Source organism: Nocardia citri (assembly GCF_054065835.1).
Window position 1 is genome coordinate 348,384 of sequence record NZ_JBSUQM010000003.1, and the last position, 17,139, is coordinate 365,522.

The 17,139-nt window shown below is 64.4% G+C and carries 16 protein-coding genes; 15 read left to right on the forward strand and 1 reads right to left on the reverse strand.

Translation table 11 applies throughout. The features are described 5' to 3' along the window. Positions 1 to 242: 242 nt before the first annotated feature. Positions 243 to 401, reverse strand: a complete 159-nt coding sequence (locus tag ACW2Q0_RS07510) for a hypothetical protein (RefSeq protein ID WP_457187546.1) — start codon at positions 399 to 401, stop codon at positions 243 to 245. A 668-nt stretch (positions 402 to 1,069) separates the two neighbouring features. Here ACW2Q0_RS07510 and ACW2Q0_RS07515 point away from each other — a divergent pair. The 15 genes from ACW2Q0_RS07515 (at position 1,070) to ACW2Q0_RS07585 (ending at position 16,807) form a co-directional block, all read left to right on the forward strand. Continuing rightward, positions 1,070 to 1,681 (forward strand): hypothetical protein, encoded by a 612-nt coding sequence (locus tag ACW2Q0_RS07515; RefSeq protein WP_457187548.1) that lies wholly within the window; start codon positions 1,070 to 1,072, stop codon positions 1,679 to 1,681. After that, positions 1,681 to 3,189 carry a pyruvate, phosphate dikinase gene (locus ACW2Q0_RS07520; RefSeq protein WP_457187550.1) on the forward strand — a complete coding sequence of 503 codons (1,509 nt, stop codon included), beginning with the start codon at positions 1,681 to 1,683 and terminating at the stop codon, positions 3,187 to 3,189. Before ACW2Q0_RS07515 ends, ACW2Q0_RS07520 begins: the two co-directional genes overlap by 1 nt. Before the next feature lie 506 nt (positions 3,190 to 3,695). Beyond that, entirely contained in the window at positions 3,696 to 4,571 is an 876-nt protein-coding gene (locus tag ACW2Q0_RS07525; RefSeq protein ID WP_457187552.1) for a DUF7065 domain-containing protein, read from the forward strand. Between the two features lie 267 nt (positions 4,572 to 4,838). Continuing rightward, positions 4,839 to 6,449, forward strand: coding sequence for a PEP-utilizing enzyme (locus ACW2Q0_RS07530; protein WP_457187554.1), 1,611 nt, complete (start codon positions 4,839 to 4,841; stop codon positions 6,447 to 6,449). A 2-nt stretch (positions 6,450 to 6,451) separates the two neighbouring features. Then, positions 6,452 to 7,219, forward strand: a complete 768-nt coding sequence (locus tag ACW2Q0_RS07535) for a tyrosine-protein phosphatase (protein ID WP_457187556.1) — start codon at positions 6,452 to 6,454, stop codon at positions 7,217 to 7,219. A gap of 101 nt (positions 7,220 to 7,320) precedes the next feature. After that, entirely contained in the window at positions 7,321 to 8,091 is a 771-nt protein-coding gene (locus tag ACW2Q0_RS07540) for a tyrosine-protein phosphatase (RefSeq protein ID WP_457187558.1), read from the forward strand. 475 nt (positions 8,092 to 8,566) lie between these two features. Then, positions 8,567 to 10,192, forward strand: coding sequence for a GMC family oxidoreductase (locus ACW2Q0_RS07545; RefSeq protein WP_457187560.1), 1,626 nt, complete (start codon positions 8,567 to 8,569; stop codon positions 10,190 to 10,192). Between the two features lie 88 nt (positions 10,193 to 10,280). Further along, positions 10,281 to 11,069 carry an SDR family NAD(P)-dependent oxidoreductase gene (locus ACW2Q0_RS07550; RefSeq protein WP_457187562.1) on the forward strand — a complete coding sequence of 263 codons (789 nt, stop codon included), beginning with the start codon at positions 10,281 to 10,283 and terminating at the stop codon, positions 11,067 to 11,069. After that, a complete protein-coding gene (locus tag ACW2Q0_RS07555; protein WP_457187564.1) occupies positions 11,066 to 11,587 on the forward strand; it encodes a nuclear transport factor 2 family protein in 522 nt (173 codons plus the stop codon). The genes ACW2Q0_RS07550 and ACW2Q0_RS07555 overlap by 4 nt, the downstream gene beginning before the upstream one ends. 284 nt (positions 11,588 to 11,871) lie before the next feature. Beyond that, positions 11,872 to 12,870 carry a cytochrome P450 gene (locus ACW2Q0_RS07560; protein WP_457187566.1) on the forward strand — a complete coding sequence of 333 codons (999 nt, stop codon included), beginning with the start codon at positions 11,872 to 11,874 and terminating at the stop codon, positions 12,868 to 12,870. Positions 12,871 to 12,984: 114 nt separating this feature from the next. Next, positions 12,985 to 13,746: an SDR family NAD(P)-dependent oxidoreductase gene (locus ACW2Q0_RS07565; RefSeq protein WP_457187568.1), complete on the forward strand. Its 762-nt coding sequence runs from the start codon at positions 12,985 to 12,987 to the stop codon at positions 13,744 to 13,746. Positions 13,747 to 13,779: 33 nt separating this feature from the next. Further along, the gene (locus ACW2Q0_RS07570; RefSeq protein WP_457187570.1) at positions 13,780 to 14,202 is read left to right on the forward strand and encodes an EthD domain-containing protein; all 423 of its coding nucleotides are present in this window, start codon (positions 13,780 to 13,782) and stop codon (positions 14,200 to 14,202) included. An 86-nt stretch (positions 14,203 to 14,288) separates the two neighbouring features. Next, complete coding sequence (locus ACW2Q0_RS07575) at positions 14,289 to 14,486, forward strand: ferredoxin (RefSeq protein WP_457187572.1); 198 nt, start codon at positions 14,289 to 14,291, stop codon at positions 14,484 to 14,486. A 69-nt stretch (positions 14,487 to 14,555) separates the two neighbouring features. Then, positions 14,556 to 15,737 (forward strand): NAD(P)/FAD-dependent oxidoreductase, encoded by a 1,182-nt coding sequence (locus tag ACW2Q0_RS07580; RefSeq protein ID WP_457187574.1) that lies wholly within the window; start codon positions 14,556 to 14,558, stop codon positions 15,735 to 15,737. A 236-nt stretch (positions 15,738 to 15,973) separates the two neighbouring features. Further along, positions 15,974 to 16,807 (forward strand): enoyl-CoA hydratase/isomerase family protein, encoded by an 834-nt coding sequence (locus ACW2Q0_RS07585; protein ID WP_457187576.1) that lies wholly within the window; start codon positions 15,974 to 15,976, stop codon positions 16,805 to 16,807. Positions 16,808 to 17,139: the final 332 nt, after the last annotated feature.

Consider the following 17,139-nt stretch of genomic DNA (forward strand, 5'->3'; position numbering starts at 1 on the left):
AGCCATGATATCGCCTGCCCGCCAGATCAGGGCTGGTGTGCTTGCCCAGGCGAGCTCCGGGAGGTCGCGAAGGCGCTGGTGCGCCTGGCCGATCAGCCCGACTGGGCCAAGGGACGCTGTCAGTCCCGGCAATCGTCGACGCGTCGGGACGCGGACACCGGGATGACCAGCCGCACCTTTCGTCGGCCCCTTCGACAGTGGCGATTGAAGTTAATTGTAGATATACCTATAGAATTCAGGATTCAGCCCTCGAGGCGCAGCGGCATGGACTCATCGCCGCGGCGTACAGTGCCGAAACCTTCGCCGCCGAGTTCGACGCGATTGTCGCCACCCTCCGCGATGGTTCGCTCGAGGCCTTTGTCCAGACGAAGCGCGCCGTCGATGCTTCCACGCTCGGTCATCTGGATTCGGCGTTGGCACGTGAACGCCAAGGACAGCTGATTCTCACGGGGGAACTGGACTTCCACGGGGCGCTGACAGCGTTCGCCGCGAAGCGACCGCCCGTGTTCAACCGTATACCATCGGCCGATGCGCCCGGGCAATCGGTGCGCGGCGTTGTCAACGGCGATCCTGCTGTGTGATAGCGGTTTTCGCTCGCATTGTCTGGGCGCCGAGGTCCGGTTGTTTCGGGCAGACGTTTGGGCGGGCAACCAACGCGAGCAACTCCTCACGCGACATCGCCTCCGGACCCGACACTCCGTTCAACTGGTTGGTGGCTGGTGACGGGGTTTGATCGACACGCGGATCGCCCGTCGATGAGATCCAGATCGAATGACACCGAGACCTCGATATCTCGGCAATTTAACCATTATTTCGTAGAGTTGCGCAAGGGTGCGCGCGAGGCGAGGCGTCATGGCTCAGGTGGTGATGGAACGACGTGTACGAATCGGTGCGAGCGCGACGAGCCTTGTGCCGTACGTGGAAAGCACTTTCGCGCGCCGGACGATCACCCGCTCGTGCGCAGCTCGAGGCTGAGACCGATTGCCCGAACGCGGCTGGTGTGACGTTGACCACTATGACGAAATCCCGTAATGTACCGCGGCAAGTCGAGACATGTGGAGACGCCGGTATGAGCGTGAAGATCAAGGTACTGCAAGCACTTCGGCTGAAGGGCCGCGTCGCCGCCGCGCACGTTGCGTCGGCGACGGGTCTCGAGGAGGCGTATGTCGCCCGGATGTTGACGGAGCTGCAAGATGCCGGCCACTGCGCGGAAGTGAACGGCCACTTCAAGATCACCAAGGACGGCAAGGGGGAACTTGAACGTCGAATCGCCAAAGAGCGCGCCACTCTGGATCAGGTTGCGCTGGGCGACGCGTACCGGGAGTTCGACGCTTTCAACTCCGAGTTAAAGCAGTTGATGACGGATTGGCAAATGAAGGACGGTTCGATGCCAAATGATCACTCCGACCCGGAATACGACCGCGAGATCGTCGCGCGGCTCAGTGAATTGCATGATCGGTTTGTCCGGCTGCTGGATCGCATCGTCGGCATCGTGCCGAGGCTCGGTCATTATCCGCGCCGGTTTGCGGCGGCGCTGGATCGCATCAAGGCAGGCGATCACGGTTGGGTGGCTCACCCCTTGGTCGACAGCTACCACACGGTGTGGTTCGAGTTGCATGAGGATCTGATAGGAACCGCAGGTTTGTCCCGGATTGAAGAAGCGGCTGCGGGGCGGGCGTAATGACTGTTGTTGGCGAGCCGTCGGTGCTGCAACTCGACGGCACAACCGGGATGGGCAGCGAGAAGCTGGGTGGCAAGGCGTGGAGTATCGAGCGGATGCGCGCGCTCGGTATTCCGGTGCCGCCGGCCTTTGCGTTGACAACCGACGTATGCCGGAGATTCTACCGGGCCGACGACGGCGCAGGGCAGATCCCGGGCGACGTATGGTCCCAGATTCCGGGTGCGCTCGAAGAATTGGAGCGTGCCACCGGGAGACGTTTCGGTGGGGGTGATCGGCCCCTGCTGGTGTCGGTACGATCGGGTGCGGCCACCAGTATGCCGGGAATGATGGACACCGTGCTGAACCTCGGCATGACCAACGGGGCGGAATACGCTCTCGCAGAAGTTGTCGGCGACCCGATTTTCGCGGCCGACATCAGGCGTCGTTTCCTCGAGCAGTTCACGAAGATTGTCGGCCGGTCGGCTCCGGATGATCCGTGGGAGCAGTTGAGGCTGGCCATTGTCGCTGTGTTCAATTCCTGGCAGTCGAAGCGGGCGATCGGCTACCGGCGTGATCACGGTATTCCGGACGACCTGGGGACCGCCGTCACTGTGCAGGCGATGGTTTTCGGCAATCTCGATGAGCGTTCTGGAACCGGCGTGCTGTTCACCCGCAATCCGCTCACCGGCAGCTCGGAACCCTATGGCGAATGGTTGCCGCGCGGGCAGGGCGAGGACGTCGTCTCGGGACGGTCGGACGCCCTGCCGCTCGATGAGCTCGCCCGGAGCATGCCGGAAGCGCACCGTGCCTTGATGGCGGCGGCAGCCCGGCTGGAGAAGCACGCACACGACGTGCAGGACATCGAGTTCACCGTGGAAGGCGGAACGCTGTGGCTGCTTCAGACCCGATCGGCCAAGCGCTCGCCTGAGGCGGCGGTGCGGCACGCGGTCGCGTTGTACCGCGAAGGACTGATCACGGCCACTGAGGTACTGGATCGGGTGACCGCTGAACATGTGCAGGCGATGCTGCTACCACGTGTCCACAGGGAGGTCCTCGCCCGGGCCCCGGTCCTCGCGACCGGGAAACCCGCTTGCCCTGGCGTAGCGACGGGCATCGTCGTCACCGACCCGCAGGAGGCGGAGGATTGTGGGGACGGGACCGACATCGTCCTGGTGCGGCCGACCACGGATCCGGAGGATGTCGGCGCGATGGCGGTTTCGCGTGCGGTGGTGACGGAACTCGGAGGGGCGACCTCGCACGCCGCTGTCGTCTGCCGGGAGATGGGCGTTCCCTGCGTAGTGGGTTGTGGCGAGGAGACGCTGGTCCTACTGGCCGGCCGTACCGTGACCGTGGACGGTTTCACCGGGACCGTGTACGAAGGTGCGCTTGATGCCGTTGAACCGTCCACAAAGGATGATCCTGATCTTGCCGCACTGGCTTCTCTGGCGCATGAGGAGGCCGGCCGCCCGGGGGATCTGCTGGAACTGCTACGTACCCGGCGCAACGACGACCAGGCGCGAAGCCGGTGACGAGCGTGATGGCAAATCGGGTCGACCATCAGGATTGCGACCCGAAAGTCGCGTGGACGTCGGAAAATGTCGCGGAGGCATTTCCCGGTGTGATTCCCCACCCGGTTGCTCGTTCATATGGATGAGTGCGGGGTACTCGCCGGTCTCACTCCCGGTATTTCGGCGGCGTCCGTCGGACAGCAGTTGTTCGGCTATGTGCGTGCGGACGGTCGACAACAACTGACGCGTTACCCTGCCATTATGTTCAAGGCTATCCAGTTTGCGCTGCGACTGGCCGGAGACCGCGGCCGCTATTTCATCGAACGCTGCAACGGCGTTCGCATTTGAGTGGCAGCGTGTCCCGGGTTTCCTCAATGGCGAACGTCGGACATCGTGCTAAATCTGCCAGACACCTCGAAACGGCGAAGTTGTAGATTTTTTTGTACGAGCCGTAAATTTTTAGGATTTGCCACGTACTTCTCGTTGGAGTGCTGGAGATTGGAGAGAACATCATGATGACTCGGGCAATGGAAACCTGGGGTCTACTCGCGACACCTATTCACAATGACGAAAAACCACACGACTTGAATGGAATGACCTGGCGCGATTACGCCCTCTTCTGCTGGTGGGACCCTGCAGCCGAGGTTTACGTGATGACGCATCACATGAGTTCTCCGGATCCGGATACCCCGGGCCGGACTCGTGTCTCAGCGACTGTTGGCGACCGTTCCTTTGAGGTCATAGAACAGAATCCGACCGGTGTGTATGACAGTGAGTCGATCACACTCGACCTTGGTGGTCACTTGACCGTCGACCATCCACAGCTGAGCCTGGACGTTGCGTTCTCGCCAATGTACCAGCCGGTTGACTATCACAAGACCGGAGGTCAGCCCACGTTGACCCCGGAAACGCCGCTGCACCATTACGAGCAGCCGCTGACCGCGCGTGGCTCCGTGACACTCAAAGGCGACACTCGCAAGTTCGATGGCGTAGGGCTTCGCGATCGCTCGTGGGGTTACCGTAGCGAGTCGGCGCAATGGACCGAGTACCAGTACCTCATGGTCGACCTCGAGGACTGCTTCCTCACCCTGGTAAAGATGAAGGGCAACGTCGATCCCCAGCTCGATCTCGGGGTAGTGCAAACGGACGGCAACCAGGAGAACGTCACCTTCAGCTGGGCGTTCAATGGCGCCGGGCTGTTCAACGACGTGACCGTGCAACTGCCCTCCGGTGAGTTGAAGCTCGAAATCGTCGAGCGTCCGGCTGGATTCTGGGTGCCGATGGGGTGGCGGCAGACAGGCAAAGTCTTGTCCGCCTTCGACGACTTCGTTCTCATGAAAACCTCGGACGGTCGCGATGTTGCCGGTCTGGCAACGTACGGCGTCCTGCGTCAGCTGGACTGAGGATTTGCCGAGCCAGCGGGGGCCTGGCAAGAAAAATTACAGCAACATTGCGGAGATGCCGTCGGTCAGCGAGACGATAATGTCCGGCATCTCGGTATCTCGAGCATTTTAAGGCCGTGCTCAGTACGGTCAACACGGACAAAAGGTGAACTAATCGCCGCATGGAGAAAGAATTCGACGCGAGGCTAATAACCGGACGGAACCTCGCCGGAGATTGCGCTAGCCCATTTGTGTGTCAGCGATATTAAATTAGGAATTGGAGCAATTATGACCACTTTGCGGCCGTCCGATGCGACGCGTCTGTCGGATCCAACGCATCTGTCGTACTCACCGCCTGCGTTGTGGACGACGATCAATAGCAGGGAAGGGCTCCCCGGTGTCAGCACTCCTCTTAATTGGACGTTCTATAAGAACGCAATCGAGACCGGCACACGTGGCACATGGGTAGATCTAGGGGCGCTCCCGCGCGGTCAAGAGGCCGTACCTGAGGATCCCGGTGGCTGGTTCAACGCGATGTTCTTCGGGCGTCCGGCTACGAACCTCGATCAGTGGCGCTATGTCGCGGACCGGATGCCGGGCATGAGCGGCGATGCGATTGAGCAACAGTTCTTCGGCACAGTGCGCCCGGGAGTCTCGAGCAAGCCGGTTCGTCGCCGGTATCCCATCGTGGCTGTGAAGGCGCCGGTGGCGGCGATTCGATTTATGCGAGATATTCGTCGTCTGCGTGCGGGCATCGACGAGTGGTGGCGCGGTTGCCTGACGCGCGTAGAGAGCGGCGAGGCGCGCGAGGTGTTGCTCGAGGCCGAGGCGATGCTGGTGCGGACAACCCGTCCTCATATCGGCGCGTCGATGCTCGCGTCCGGGTTCTACGAGCAGGTAGTCGCCGCCGCGGCGGATGCCGGACTGCCCGGGGCGGAGCTGTCGCTGATGACGGGCATGGGATCCTTCGAAGAGACCCGGATGATGTCGGATATCTGGGATGCGTCTCGCGGACGGCTCAGCCTGGACGAGCTTATCCGAGCGCACGGATTCCACGGCCCGGCCGAAGGTGTGATTTCGAGCCTCTCGTGGCGGGAGGATCCGGCGCCCGTCATCGCCTTGGTCGAGCGGTACCGCGATATGGCGGAAGACCGTGATCCGCGCGAGCGCGAGCGCGAGCAGATCGCCTCCCGCAAGGTCGCCGAGCAGGAGTTGATGGCGGCAACGCCTTGGTCACGCCGGGCTGGCCTGGCACTCGTTCTTCGCCTTGCGCGTGCGTATCTGCCGCTGCGTGAAGTGGGACGAGCGGTGCTCCTACGTACCACCGATGCCGGCCGTGCCGCGGCACGTCGACTCGGCCACGATCTCGCCGACGACGGCGTTGTTGCAGAACCCGGAGATGTTTTCTTCCTCACTATGGAGGAGCTCGCTCGCCCGGCTAGCAGCGACTTCCGTGAACTTGTCGCATTGCGTCGCGATCGGTACACGCACAACCTGACGATCACACTTCCGGATGCCTTCTCCGGTGTACCCGAACCAGTCGCCGTGACTGCGCCGGCCGCGAGCGGCGCCACATTGATCGAAGGGACCGGAGTCAGCCCGGGCGTCGTCGAGGCCACGGCTCGGGTGATCCAAGATCAGGCGGACGCCGCTGAGCTCGAGGACGGCGATGTCCTGGTCTGCCACACAACGGATCCGAGCTGGTCGAGCCTCTTCCTGTCTGCTGCGGCAGTCGTCATCGACATCGGGAGCGCAATGAGCCACGGCGCTATCGTCGCTCGCGAGCTCGGAGTCCCCTGCGTGATCAACACCACCGACGGGACGCGACGGATCCCATCTGGCGTCCGTGTCCGGGTCGACGGCAGTTCTGGAACCGTTTCGATCCTGGACGGCGAGTAGCCGTGAATCAGGAACGAATCGAACGCATCGGGCTCGTCAACTTCCGTGACCTCGGCGGCCTGCCGCTCGAGGGTGGGGGCCGGACGCGTTGCGATCAGGTCTTTCGCAGTGACGCCCCTTTCGACCGTTCCGACCTGCCAGCCGACGCGCAGGCGATGACCTGGGCAACAGTCGTCGACCTGCGCTCGGAACACGAGTTCGGCGCGAGGGTCGCCTGGGAGCACGGCGGCAGCTACCACCGGGTGGCGCTGATGGACCGAGCCGCACCGGAGTCGCTGGCCGGCAACTTGCCCGCCCTGTACGCCGACCTGGCCACGCGCGGCGGCCGCGGATTCGTCAGAGTCGTGGAGTTGGTAGCCAGGGCCGACGGCCCGACGCTGGTCCACTGCAGCCTAGGCAAAGATCGGACCGGCGTCGCCGTCGCGCTGCTGCTTCTCGTTGCGGGCGTCGAGCGGCAAGCTGTCGTCGCCGACTACATGCAGTCCGGCTCCAGCGCACGCCAGGTCCTGCGCCGGTTCAGGGCACGCGGCTTCCAACCACGTCAACCTGTGCCGGCGTACCTGTTCGACGCGAGGGCAGAAGCACTCGAAGCGGCACTCGCCGTGATCGAGCAATGGCCGGGCAGACTCCGCGGTTACCTGCTGGACCACGGCGCCACCGACTGCACGCTCGACGCCGTCGTACGACGACTCGCGTCGAAAAAACAGGACCGAAAACTGGTCTGTGACCGAGGAGGCGAAGTAGCGCCGTGTTGTGCAGAAAGCGTGTGATTGCGGCGTTGGCGGTGCTGCCCCTGGCGTTCGGTGCTGCGTGCTCGTCGGCCGATGCCAGGAGTCACCTCGTCGGCGTTACGGCTACCTCGGCGTCGAGGATGGTTGTCGCGTCGACGCCGAGACTCAGTTCGGTCGACAACTTTCGTGACCTCGCCGGCCCGGCGGGCGGTTACCAGACCGGCAGCGGTAGGCGTGTCCGGCTCGGTGTTGTTTACCGCTCGAACGCGTTGTCTCCCAACGCCTCCGATCTCGCTACGCTGAGCGCGCTCGGCATCCGTGCGGTGTACGACCTCAGAACGACCAAGGAGGTCGCGGCCAAGCCGGACACGGTTCCCTCGGGTGCGAAATACGTGAGGGTCGACATTCTCGGTGATGGCTCCTCGGCGGCTACGGTCGACCTGACCGCGATCACTCCCGATTCGGCACGAGCGATATTGATCGCCGCGAACCGGGACTTTGTCGCGGACGAGAGCCAGCGCCGCGAGTTCGCCGCGCTGCTCACCGGTATCGCCGAGGCCGACGGCCCGGTCGTGGTGCATTGCACGGCGGGTAAGGACCGCACGGGTTGGGCATCGGCGTTGTTGCTGACGGTGGCGGGTGCCTCGCAGAAGGACATCATGAGCGACTACCTGCTGACCAACCGATATTCTGCTGCATCGATCGACGCGGCGGCGCGCGCGGCCGCGGACAAGTACGGCACCGTGAACGGTGAAGGCGTGCGCATCGCGATGGGTGTCTTCCCGGAAGCCCTGCAGGCCGGATTCGATCAGGCGGCACGACAGTTCGGCGGCATGGACGGGTATCTGAAGGACGGGCTGGGCCTGAGTGGGCAGACGCTCGAGTTGCTCGAGCGCAAACTGACTTCGTGACATCTGGCGCCGGTTCGGCGTTGATGTTCCGCTCCACCCGTGCGTTCGGCGAGGCATATGCGCTCGATCATCGATAGCGGTGGCTTGGCATCGATGCCATCGAAACTGGTTGCGGCGGAATGTATCTGCCACGCCGCTCCTATCGATGGCCTGTCCGAGGCCAGCGATGATGGCTGTTATCGGGCGATGGCCCGGCTGCGCGAGTTAGCCGGTCATCCGGCGTCGTCGGTTGGGCGGAGGGTGCGGAGTTGTTCTTTGTGGAGGCGGTCTCCGCCGGGCGCCTCGGGGTCCATCCGCCAGCGACTCCGCAGTACCATCTGTACGAAATTTCGATGCCTATAGCGATGGGTCGTAGTTTGAGGTAGATTGCCAGGGAGCCCAACGCCCGTTCGACCGCTTACCGGTCGCGGGATTAGATCAAGTCGAGCGGCGAACGATGCGGCTGGCTGCTGCTGCTCCTGAAAGAGGTGTCTACGTGTCGGAGTCGACGTTCGACTACATCGTCGTGGGATTGGGGTCCGCTGGAGCCGTTCTGGGCGCAAAGCTTTCGGACAAGGGGCACCGCGTTCTTGCGATCGACGCCGGCGGTAGCGACATCCAGCCGCAGGTACTGCTTCCCGTGGGCATGATGAAGATGCCCAAGAAGAACTATTGGATGTACCAGACCGAGCCGGACCTTACCCGCAACGGCCGGCGCGATCTGTGGGCGTCCGGCAAGGTCTTGGGTGGCGGCAGCGCCGTCAACGCGATGTTGTGGGTTCGCGGACATCGCGACGACTTCGACGAATGGGCCAAGCTCGGCGCTGACGGCTGGGACTACGAGGCGCTGCTCCCGCTCATGCGTGAGATCGAGACGAGTCCGGACTTCCATGGGCCGCTGCGCGGAACGAACGGCCCCCAGTACGTTTCCCGGGTTCGACTCGACCATGCCGTGGCCGCGAAATTCGTCGCGGGTGCGCAACAGACGGGCTACCCGTACAACGACGATTACAACGCGGACGAATCGCTCGGCGTCGCGTGGTCGCAGCTCTCGCAGCGCAACGGACTGCGGCAGACCAGCGCGCGCGCCTTCCTTCACCCCGCCGCGCGGCGGAACAAGAATCTGACGATCCTCAAGAACGCCACCGTACTGAAGGTGATCACCGAGGGTGATCGCGCCACTGGCATCGAGTACCGCAGGCGCGGGGTGGTTGAACGCGCCCACGTCAAGCGGGAGGTGATCGTCTCGGCCGGGGCTGTCGGCACACCCGCACTGCTTCTCCGGTCGGGGATCGGTGCGCCCGAGGCAGTGCGGTCGCTCGGCGTGCCGCTGGTCGCCGACGTTCCCGGTGTGGGGCGAAACCTTCAGGAGCACACCAGTATTCGTCTCCAGTACCAGGTGACGCAGCGGACGCTCAACCAGGAGGCGACGCCACTCGGCATGGTGCGTGGTGCATACCAGTTCGTCGCGCATCGCCGAGGGCCAGCGGTCGCGCCGCTGGCCAACGCTGTGCTCTTCGGCCGTCTCGACGGTGCGACCCGTGGCCGGCCGGACTATCAGGTCATGTTCGCTCCGTTGTCGCTCGCGCTTCGGCCCGACGGGAGTACGGGCAAGCAGAACGTGCAGCTATCCAAGGCGTCCGTTGTTTCGGCGCTGCTGTCGTTGTTGCACCCACGGGCCCGTGGAACCGTCACTGTGACGTCGACCGACCCCGACGTGCTGCCGATCATCGACCTGCAGTACCTCTCTGTTCGGCAGGACGTCACCGACACCATCGAATCCTGTCGGCAGGTCCGTCGGATCTTCACCGACGGCGGCCCGATGAGCTCGATCGTCAAGGACGAGGACTATCCCGGGACCGAGGTGCAGACCGACGACGATTGGCGTGCCTTCCTGGCGGACAAGATTCAGAACTGTGCGCACTGGGCGGGCACCGCCCGGATGGGCAGCCTGGACGACGCTGAAGTCGTGGTCGACGCCGAACTCCGTGTGCGCGGCATGAAGGGAATGCGGGTGGCCGACGCGTCGGTCATGCCGACCCTGCCCTCGGGCAACACGAACGCTCCGGCGCTCCTGATCGGCGCGAAGGCGGCGGACCTCGTGCTGGGCGGACGCGACTGACGGCGCTCGTTGCCGCCGTAACGAGCGAGCAGTAAGGGCCGGCCCGGTGATGAGCTGGTTCGTGGGATCAAGGCGAGAGGTGATTGGATTGAGCGGCACCAGCGATATGGCGATGGATCGTTGGCCGGCAGCGGGCGGCGCCCCGCCGCCGGGAACAGTTGCATGGATCGTCGGAGTGGGTGCCGTAGAGGGCACAGGGGGTGCGCTCGCCCGAAGGTTCGCCCGGGAAGGGCTTCACGTTGTGGTGACGGGCCGCACGCAGGAGAAGCTGCAGGGGGTTGTCGAGCGGATCGAAGCCGATGGCGCAGTGGCGACCGCGGTCGTGGCCGACGCCTCGTCGGAGGCGAGCCTGCTCGAGTGTGTGAACCGCGTCGACAGCCTCGGAAGGCTCGGCGTCGCCGTCTACAACGCCGGCGGCGCCCAGTCGAAGAAGAGCATCCTGGATATGGATGCCGATTTTGTCGAGTCGGTGTGGCGGATCAACTGCCTCGGAGGCTTGGTCGTGGGGCGTGAGGCCGCGCGCAGGATGGCGGGCCGTGGGGGCGTCATCCTGCTGACAGGTAGCAAGTCCAGCGAGGTCGCTCGTCCGAAACAGACGGCCTACGCCGTTGCGAAGTTCGGGCTCATGGCGGTCACGCAAGCGCTCGCGCACGAATTCAGTTCCCAAGGGGTCCATGTGGCGACGGTTGTTCCCGATGGGCCGATCGGGGGAGAGCGGATGCGGCGGGCTTTTCCTGACGCGGAGGCTGCACGCGGGCCGGACAGCATGATCAGTATCGACGCGATCGCCGAGGCCTACTGGCAGCTGACCGTCCAGCCCCGCTCGGCATGGACGCATCGGATGGACCTGCGGCCGTGGAACGAGGCGTGGCAGTGACGACGTTCGCCGGCCAACATGAGCTGGATCGGCTCGTCGCCAGGGTGGCCATCCAGGAGCAGATCCAGAACTATTGCCGGGCGGCCGACCGCCAGGACGAAGCGGCCTTTCGTGCTGTGTTCCATCCCGACGCCCGATGTGTGCTCGGGCAATTCGAGGGCAGCATCGACGATTTCGTCGCGCGCGGATTTCGATTCCTGCGTGGGTGCGTGCTGACTGAGCACTTCGTCGTCAATCAGACGGTCGACGTCCGGGGGCATGAGGCTCGCGCGGTGAGCTATCTGCTCGCCTTCCATCGCATTGCCGCGCAGACCCCGGGCGACGGGCCGTGGAGCGGTCATACCCATGGCTGCGAGGAGGTCTTGTGGACCGGTGGGCGGTACCTGGACGACTTCGAGTTGCGTGACGGCAGCTGGCGGATCGTCCGCCGCGAGCTCGGCGTGGACTGGGAGCAATGGCAGCGTTCGGACGTGCGCTCGTTCGTGAACCGTGACGCGCCCGGACGCGGGCCGCGGTAACGACGGGTCCGGATGGCCCGGGCCGCAAAGTGGCTATTGTCACATCGCGACTTGTCGTTTAATATCACGAAATACCGTGATTTAGGAGTGTCATGCGACTCGAAGACTTGCCAGAGCTCGACATCATGAATCCCGAGCACTTCGACGAGCTACCGGGGTCGATCGACTGGAACCTCTACCCCGACGGTCTCGCCCGCAGCTCCCGTGGGCTCGAGATCTTGAGTTATCCACTGGTTGCCGAGGCCTTCCGCTCGAAGGACCTGCGGAATTCGACCGAGGCCAAGATGGCGGCGATCGGCTTCAGTGAGGGCCCGGTCTACGATGCCCTGGCCGGCATGACCACCTCGACCGAAGGGTCTGAGCACCGGCAGATGCGCCGGGCGTTTCAGCCGTGGTTCATCGCTGAGAACGTCGAGAAATTCCGTTCTGACATCCGTGCGTCCGTGGATCAGTGGCTCCGCGACAACTCCAGCGGTACAGTCGATTTCGCCAATGAGCTCGGAGCCGAGCTGCCGTCGGTGGTGTTCACGCAGCTCGTCGGCGCCGATCCGGAATACGCGCCGTTCATCTCGCGGATGTCCGGCGACATCCTCAAGTTCCCGTCGTACGACCCCACCGTCCACGACACCGTGGAAGGTGCGGTCCTGGAGACGCTGACGTGGCTCGAGGACCTCATCGACCGCAAGCTGAGCACCCCGGGGGCGGATGTCACCTCGGCGCTGTTGCAAGCGGAGCGTGAGGGAACGATCACGCGGAACCATACGGTCCGCATCCTGATGACGCTGATCATCGCCAGCGTGGACAGCACGCGTGCACAGATGGCGTGCAACCTGGTCGCCCTCGCTAAGAACAAGGACCAGTGGAGGCGGCTGCAGCAGCGCCCGGAAGCGGTCCCGATCGCTGTGCCCGAGCTGTATCGATACAACCCGGCCGTGCAGACGAGCAGCCGCTACTCGGAGCGGGATCTCGAGTTCCACGGCGTTCATGTCGACGCGTACGTGCCGGTATTCCTCGGGGTCTTCGCTGCGAACAACGACCCGGCCGTCTATGAGCGGCCACGAGAACTAGACGTCCTGGCGGAGCGCGCGCGCCCGTCGTTCTCCTTCGGTAACGGGCGTCATTCGTGCGTGGGACGAATGATCTCGACCATCGAGCAGGAAGAGTTGCTCAACGGAATCCTGGAGTTCTGGGACGACTTCGATATCGCGGAGTCCGAGTTCTACGGTGCGCCGTTCCAGCAAGCTCCGACGACGCTGAGGTTCGCGGTCGCCGGGCGCCTCTAGTTCTGTGTGGGCCTCTCCTACGAGGCCTGTTTTCCACGAGTCGACGTGTAATTCGAAATATCGGGGTTATTGGCTCGTGTCATGTACCTCCGAGTTGCGTGAGAGAGAGATGGTATGAGCACGACGACTTCCCCCTTGCAGGACAAGGTCGCCATCGTCACGGGCGGTGGCTCGGGAATGGGCGCGGCCAGCGTGCGCAGATTCGCCGAGGCCGGAGCACGCGTCTACGCCGTCGATTACAACGGGTCCGAGAAGGCGATCGCCGACGAGCTGGGCGAGAAGGTGATTCCGTTCCGCGCGGACGTCTCCAAGATCGAGGACCTCGAGGCCCTGTTCGCGGCGGTGAACAAGGGCTTCGGCAAGGTTGATGTGCTGTTCAACAATGCGGGTACGGCGGGACCGACGGATCAGCGGCACATCGAACTCGACCGGATGTCGGTGGAGCAGATGGACCTCATGTGGACGGTGAATCTGCGCGCGGTCATCGCTGCGACGAAACTTGCCGTGCCGCTGATGAAGAACGCGGGCGGCGGCTCGGTTATCAACACCGCATCGGTCGCGGCCATCCACGCTCACCCGGAGATGAGCGCCTATGCGGCGTCCAAGGCCGGCGTCGTGGGCTTCACTCGAAGCGCCGCGGCCGAACTCGGTGTCCATCACATTCGGGTCAATGCCATCCTGCCCGGCCCCATCGAGACCCCGTTGCTGGTGGAGCACGTCAGCGAAGAGAGCCTGAACCGGATCGCCACCGGCACCGCTCTGCGTCGTCGCGGCGCCGCCGACGAAATCGCCACAGTCGCGGTCTTTCTCGCCGGCGACGCGTCGTCTTACGTTACGGGCGTGGCTATTCCGGTCGACGGCGGCCTGAGCCTCTGAACCGGGCGGCAGAAACAGAAGGAGATACCCGACATGTCGACACAGATCGCCCCCGCGGTACGGATCGTCGCCCTCATCCGGCGCAAACCCGGCACCACACGCGAAGAATTCATCGAACACTACGAGAACCACCACGCCCGGCTGATTGCCGGCCACAAGTACAAGTGGCTGGCCGACTACACGCGCAACTACGTCATTCCGGGCACCGAGATCCAGAAGTTGGACGGGGACGACGGGTCGCTGCCCGACTGCGACGTCATCACGATTGCCTCGTTCAACACGGTCGAGGACTACGAGGCCTTTACGAGGGCATCGAGCGATCCTGAATTCCAGCGTGCCGTCGTCGCCGACGAGGAGTCCTTCATGGACCGGGACTCGATCAGGTTCTTCCGGGTGGACGCGCGTGTCACGGACCTCGACGAGTTCGGCGCGCCAGCCCTCGGATCGAACGGATAAGGGCAATGGGCGGCCTCGGTTCGGCCGAGTCCGCGCAGACGCGGTACCCGGCCGATGGCGGATGGACGAGAAGGGATTTACAGCGTATGAGCGCGAAGTTGGTCGCGGATAAGGCGCGCTGCATCGGTGCGGCCGCGTGTCTGGGCAGCAGCATCTTGGATCTCGACGACAACGGGAAGATCGAGGTGCTCAACGACGGTGTCGTGCCGGAGGAAGAACGATCGGACATCGAAGACGCCGTCGCATTCTGTCCGGTCACGGCGCTGCGCCTGGAGGAGCAGTAGTGCTCCCGGGATTCGAGTACACGCGCGAGGAAGTCCTCACGCTCGCCCGACAGTAATACGAGGAATACGATGCCGAATCAGGACATCAGCACGGTCGTCATCGTAGGCGCAGGCATGGCCGGCCTGCGGACGGCCGAAGGTCTGCGCGCGGAGGGGTACGGCGGTCGCATCGTTCTGCTGAGCGAGGAAACCCATCTCGCCTACGATCGCCCGCCCCTGTCGAAGGGCTTCATCAGGGGAGAGGTCGACCAGAGCGCGATCACCTTCGCCTCGCAGGCACAACTCGCCGCGCAGGACATCGTGTTCGAGACCGGTCGTGCGGTCTGCCTGCGTCCAGCGGATCACGAGATCGTGACCGGGGATGACGTGCTCACCTACGACCGTGCGGTGATCGCCACCGGGGCGACCGCTCGATGCGTGCCGGGAATCGATGCGCAGCGGCAGCCGCCGGTTCTCCGGACGATCGACGACGCCGTCGATCTGCGTGATCGCCTGGCGAACTCGCGCAGTGTCACCGTGATCGGCGGCGGATTGATCGGGTGTGAGATCGCAGCTACCAGCCGGTCTCTCGGGCTCGACGTGACGCTGATCGAAGCGGGCCCGACACTGATGCTGCGATCGCTCGGCGCTCACCTCGGCGGCCTGTCGGAAACACTGCATCGCGCGCAGGACGTTCGCGTCCTCACGGGTGTGAGCGCGGCCGACATCGTGCCGCCCGCAGCGGATCGGCAAGCGTGGCGGGTCGTCCTGAGTACCGGCGAGGTCCTGGTCTCCGACGTCGTGGTCGCCGGCATCGGCGCCTCCCCGGTCGTCGGCTGGCTGGACGGGTCCGGACTCGCCGTTGCGGACGGGGTTGTCTGCGACGAAACCCTGACCACCTCCGACCCGGACGTCATGGCCGCCGGAGACGTGGCGCGGTTCCGGCTCGCCGATGGCACGCTCGTGCGAAACGAGCAGTGGCTCAACGCTCTCGATCAGGCCCGGCACATCAGCCGGAACATCCTGCTTCCGCACGCGCACCGCGCACCGTTCGCGGCCTCCGACTACTTCTGGACCGACCAGTATGGGCTCAAGATCCAAGGCGTCGGAACTCACAGGGACGCCGAACTGGTTTTCGAGCACTCGGACCCCGCGGCGCACACATTCCTGGCGAAGGCCATGCGAGACGGCTCCGTCGTCGGCCTCTACGCGGCCGGCTTCGCGCGTGAATTCGGCCGGATGCGCCGGACCGTCGTGCCACTGGCCGGTTGAAACAGTGCGCGGGCCGCGGTCTCTCGCGGTTTCGCGTGCGTAGAGATATCGCGGAATCGGCAGCGGTTCGACTCTGCGGATGACGGACTTCCCGGCAGCGGGGCATGAACCCCGCGGCGGGCGAGCACGAACGGTGCTGTCGACCCTGGGCGCCTTGCCGAGGTCGACCGTCGCCGGCGCGACAAGCGCGGCGGACAACCAATGAAGACCGACGAGAAGGCTGGGCTGCAACTCTCATGACCATATACGAGACAATCGAATTCACGTCCAAGGGCCGTCTGGCGTATCTGAAGCTCAATCGTCCCGAGCATCACAACGCGCTGACCGACACCATGGAATCCGAGGTGCGCAACGCTCTGCTCGAGTTCGACCTGGACGACGAACTCTGGGTACTGATCATCCACGGAGCCGGACGGTCCTTCTGTGCGGGCATCGACGTGAAAGAGCACAGCTCACTCGGGTTCGGCATGGACGATCAGGCCCGGCGCAAGCACGCGCTCGAAGCGATGCGCCAAGGGCACGTGGGTGGTGCGCAGCACCTGCGGGGGACCGGTGGTGAGGGCTGGTTGGGCAGGACGGCCAACTACAAGCCGGTCATCGCCGCCGTGCACGGATACGCCCTGGGCGGCGGTGCGCACCTGGCCGCCGAATGCGACCTGCTCGTCGTCGCGGAGAGCACCCGCATGGCGATCACCGAGACGACGATCGGCATGTCGGGATCTCGCACGTGGGCGAAGATCAAGACCTTCATGCCGGGCAAACTCGCCTCCGAGATGCTCATCACCGGCCGGCGAATCGAGGGTGCGGAGCTGCACCGGCTCGGCCTGGCCAATCGCCTGGCCGCGGACGGTGAGCACCTCGAGGTCGCCGAGGCCCTCGCGGAGCAGGTGCTGGCCGCACCGCCGCTGGCGACCCGGGACGCGGTCCGCGTCACCCGCAAGCAGTGGGTGCCGATCGCGACGCAGCTCGACGAGCAGATGCAGTTGTCACGGCTCGATCTGACCGACGACTTCGCCGAGGCCGGGCGGGCCTTCGCGGAGAAGCGCCCGCCCGTCTTCAAGGCCCGCTGAGGCCTGGGCGGAACGGGCCGGCGCCGGGCGCCGCTGGGACTCCGTGAGCGCGTTGCCGCGAGGCGTGTCCCGTGCGCGGCCTATCATCAGCGACCCTTCGTGTTTAACAGCGAAACTGTGGAAGGAGTGATCCTCTTGGCGCGTTGGAAAAGCCCACTTCTCGAGGGGTCTACAACTGTCGAGGGCTGTGTGCACTGCCGGACCGTGACATGGGCCGGAAACGCCGCCTGTGGCTGCGTGTTTGGACAATTGGCCGTCGATGCCCCGGCGGTCGGCGCGCTGCTCGTGCGTGACCCGGAGGCCGCGCTGCTAGCGGTTGACAGAAAAACAGT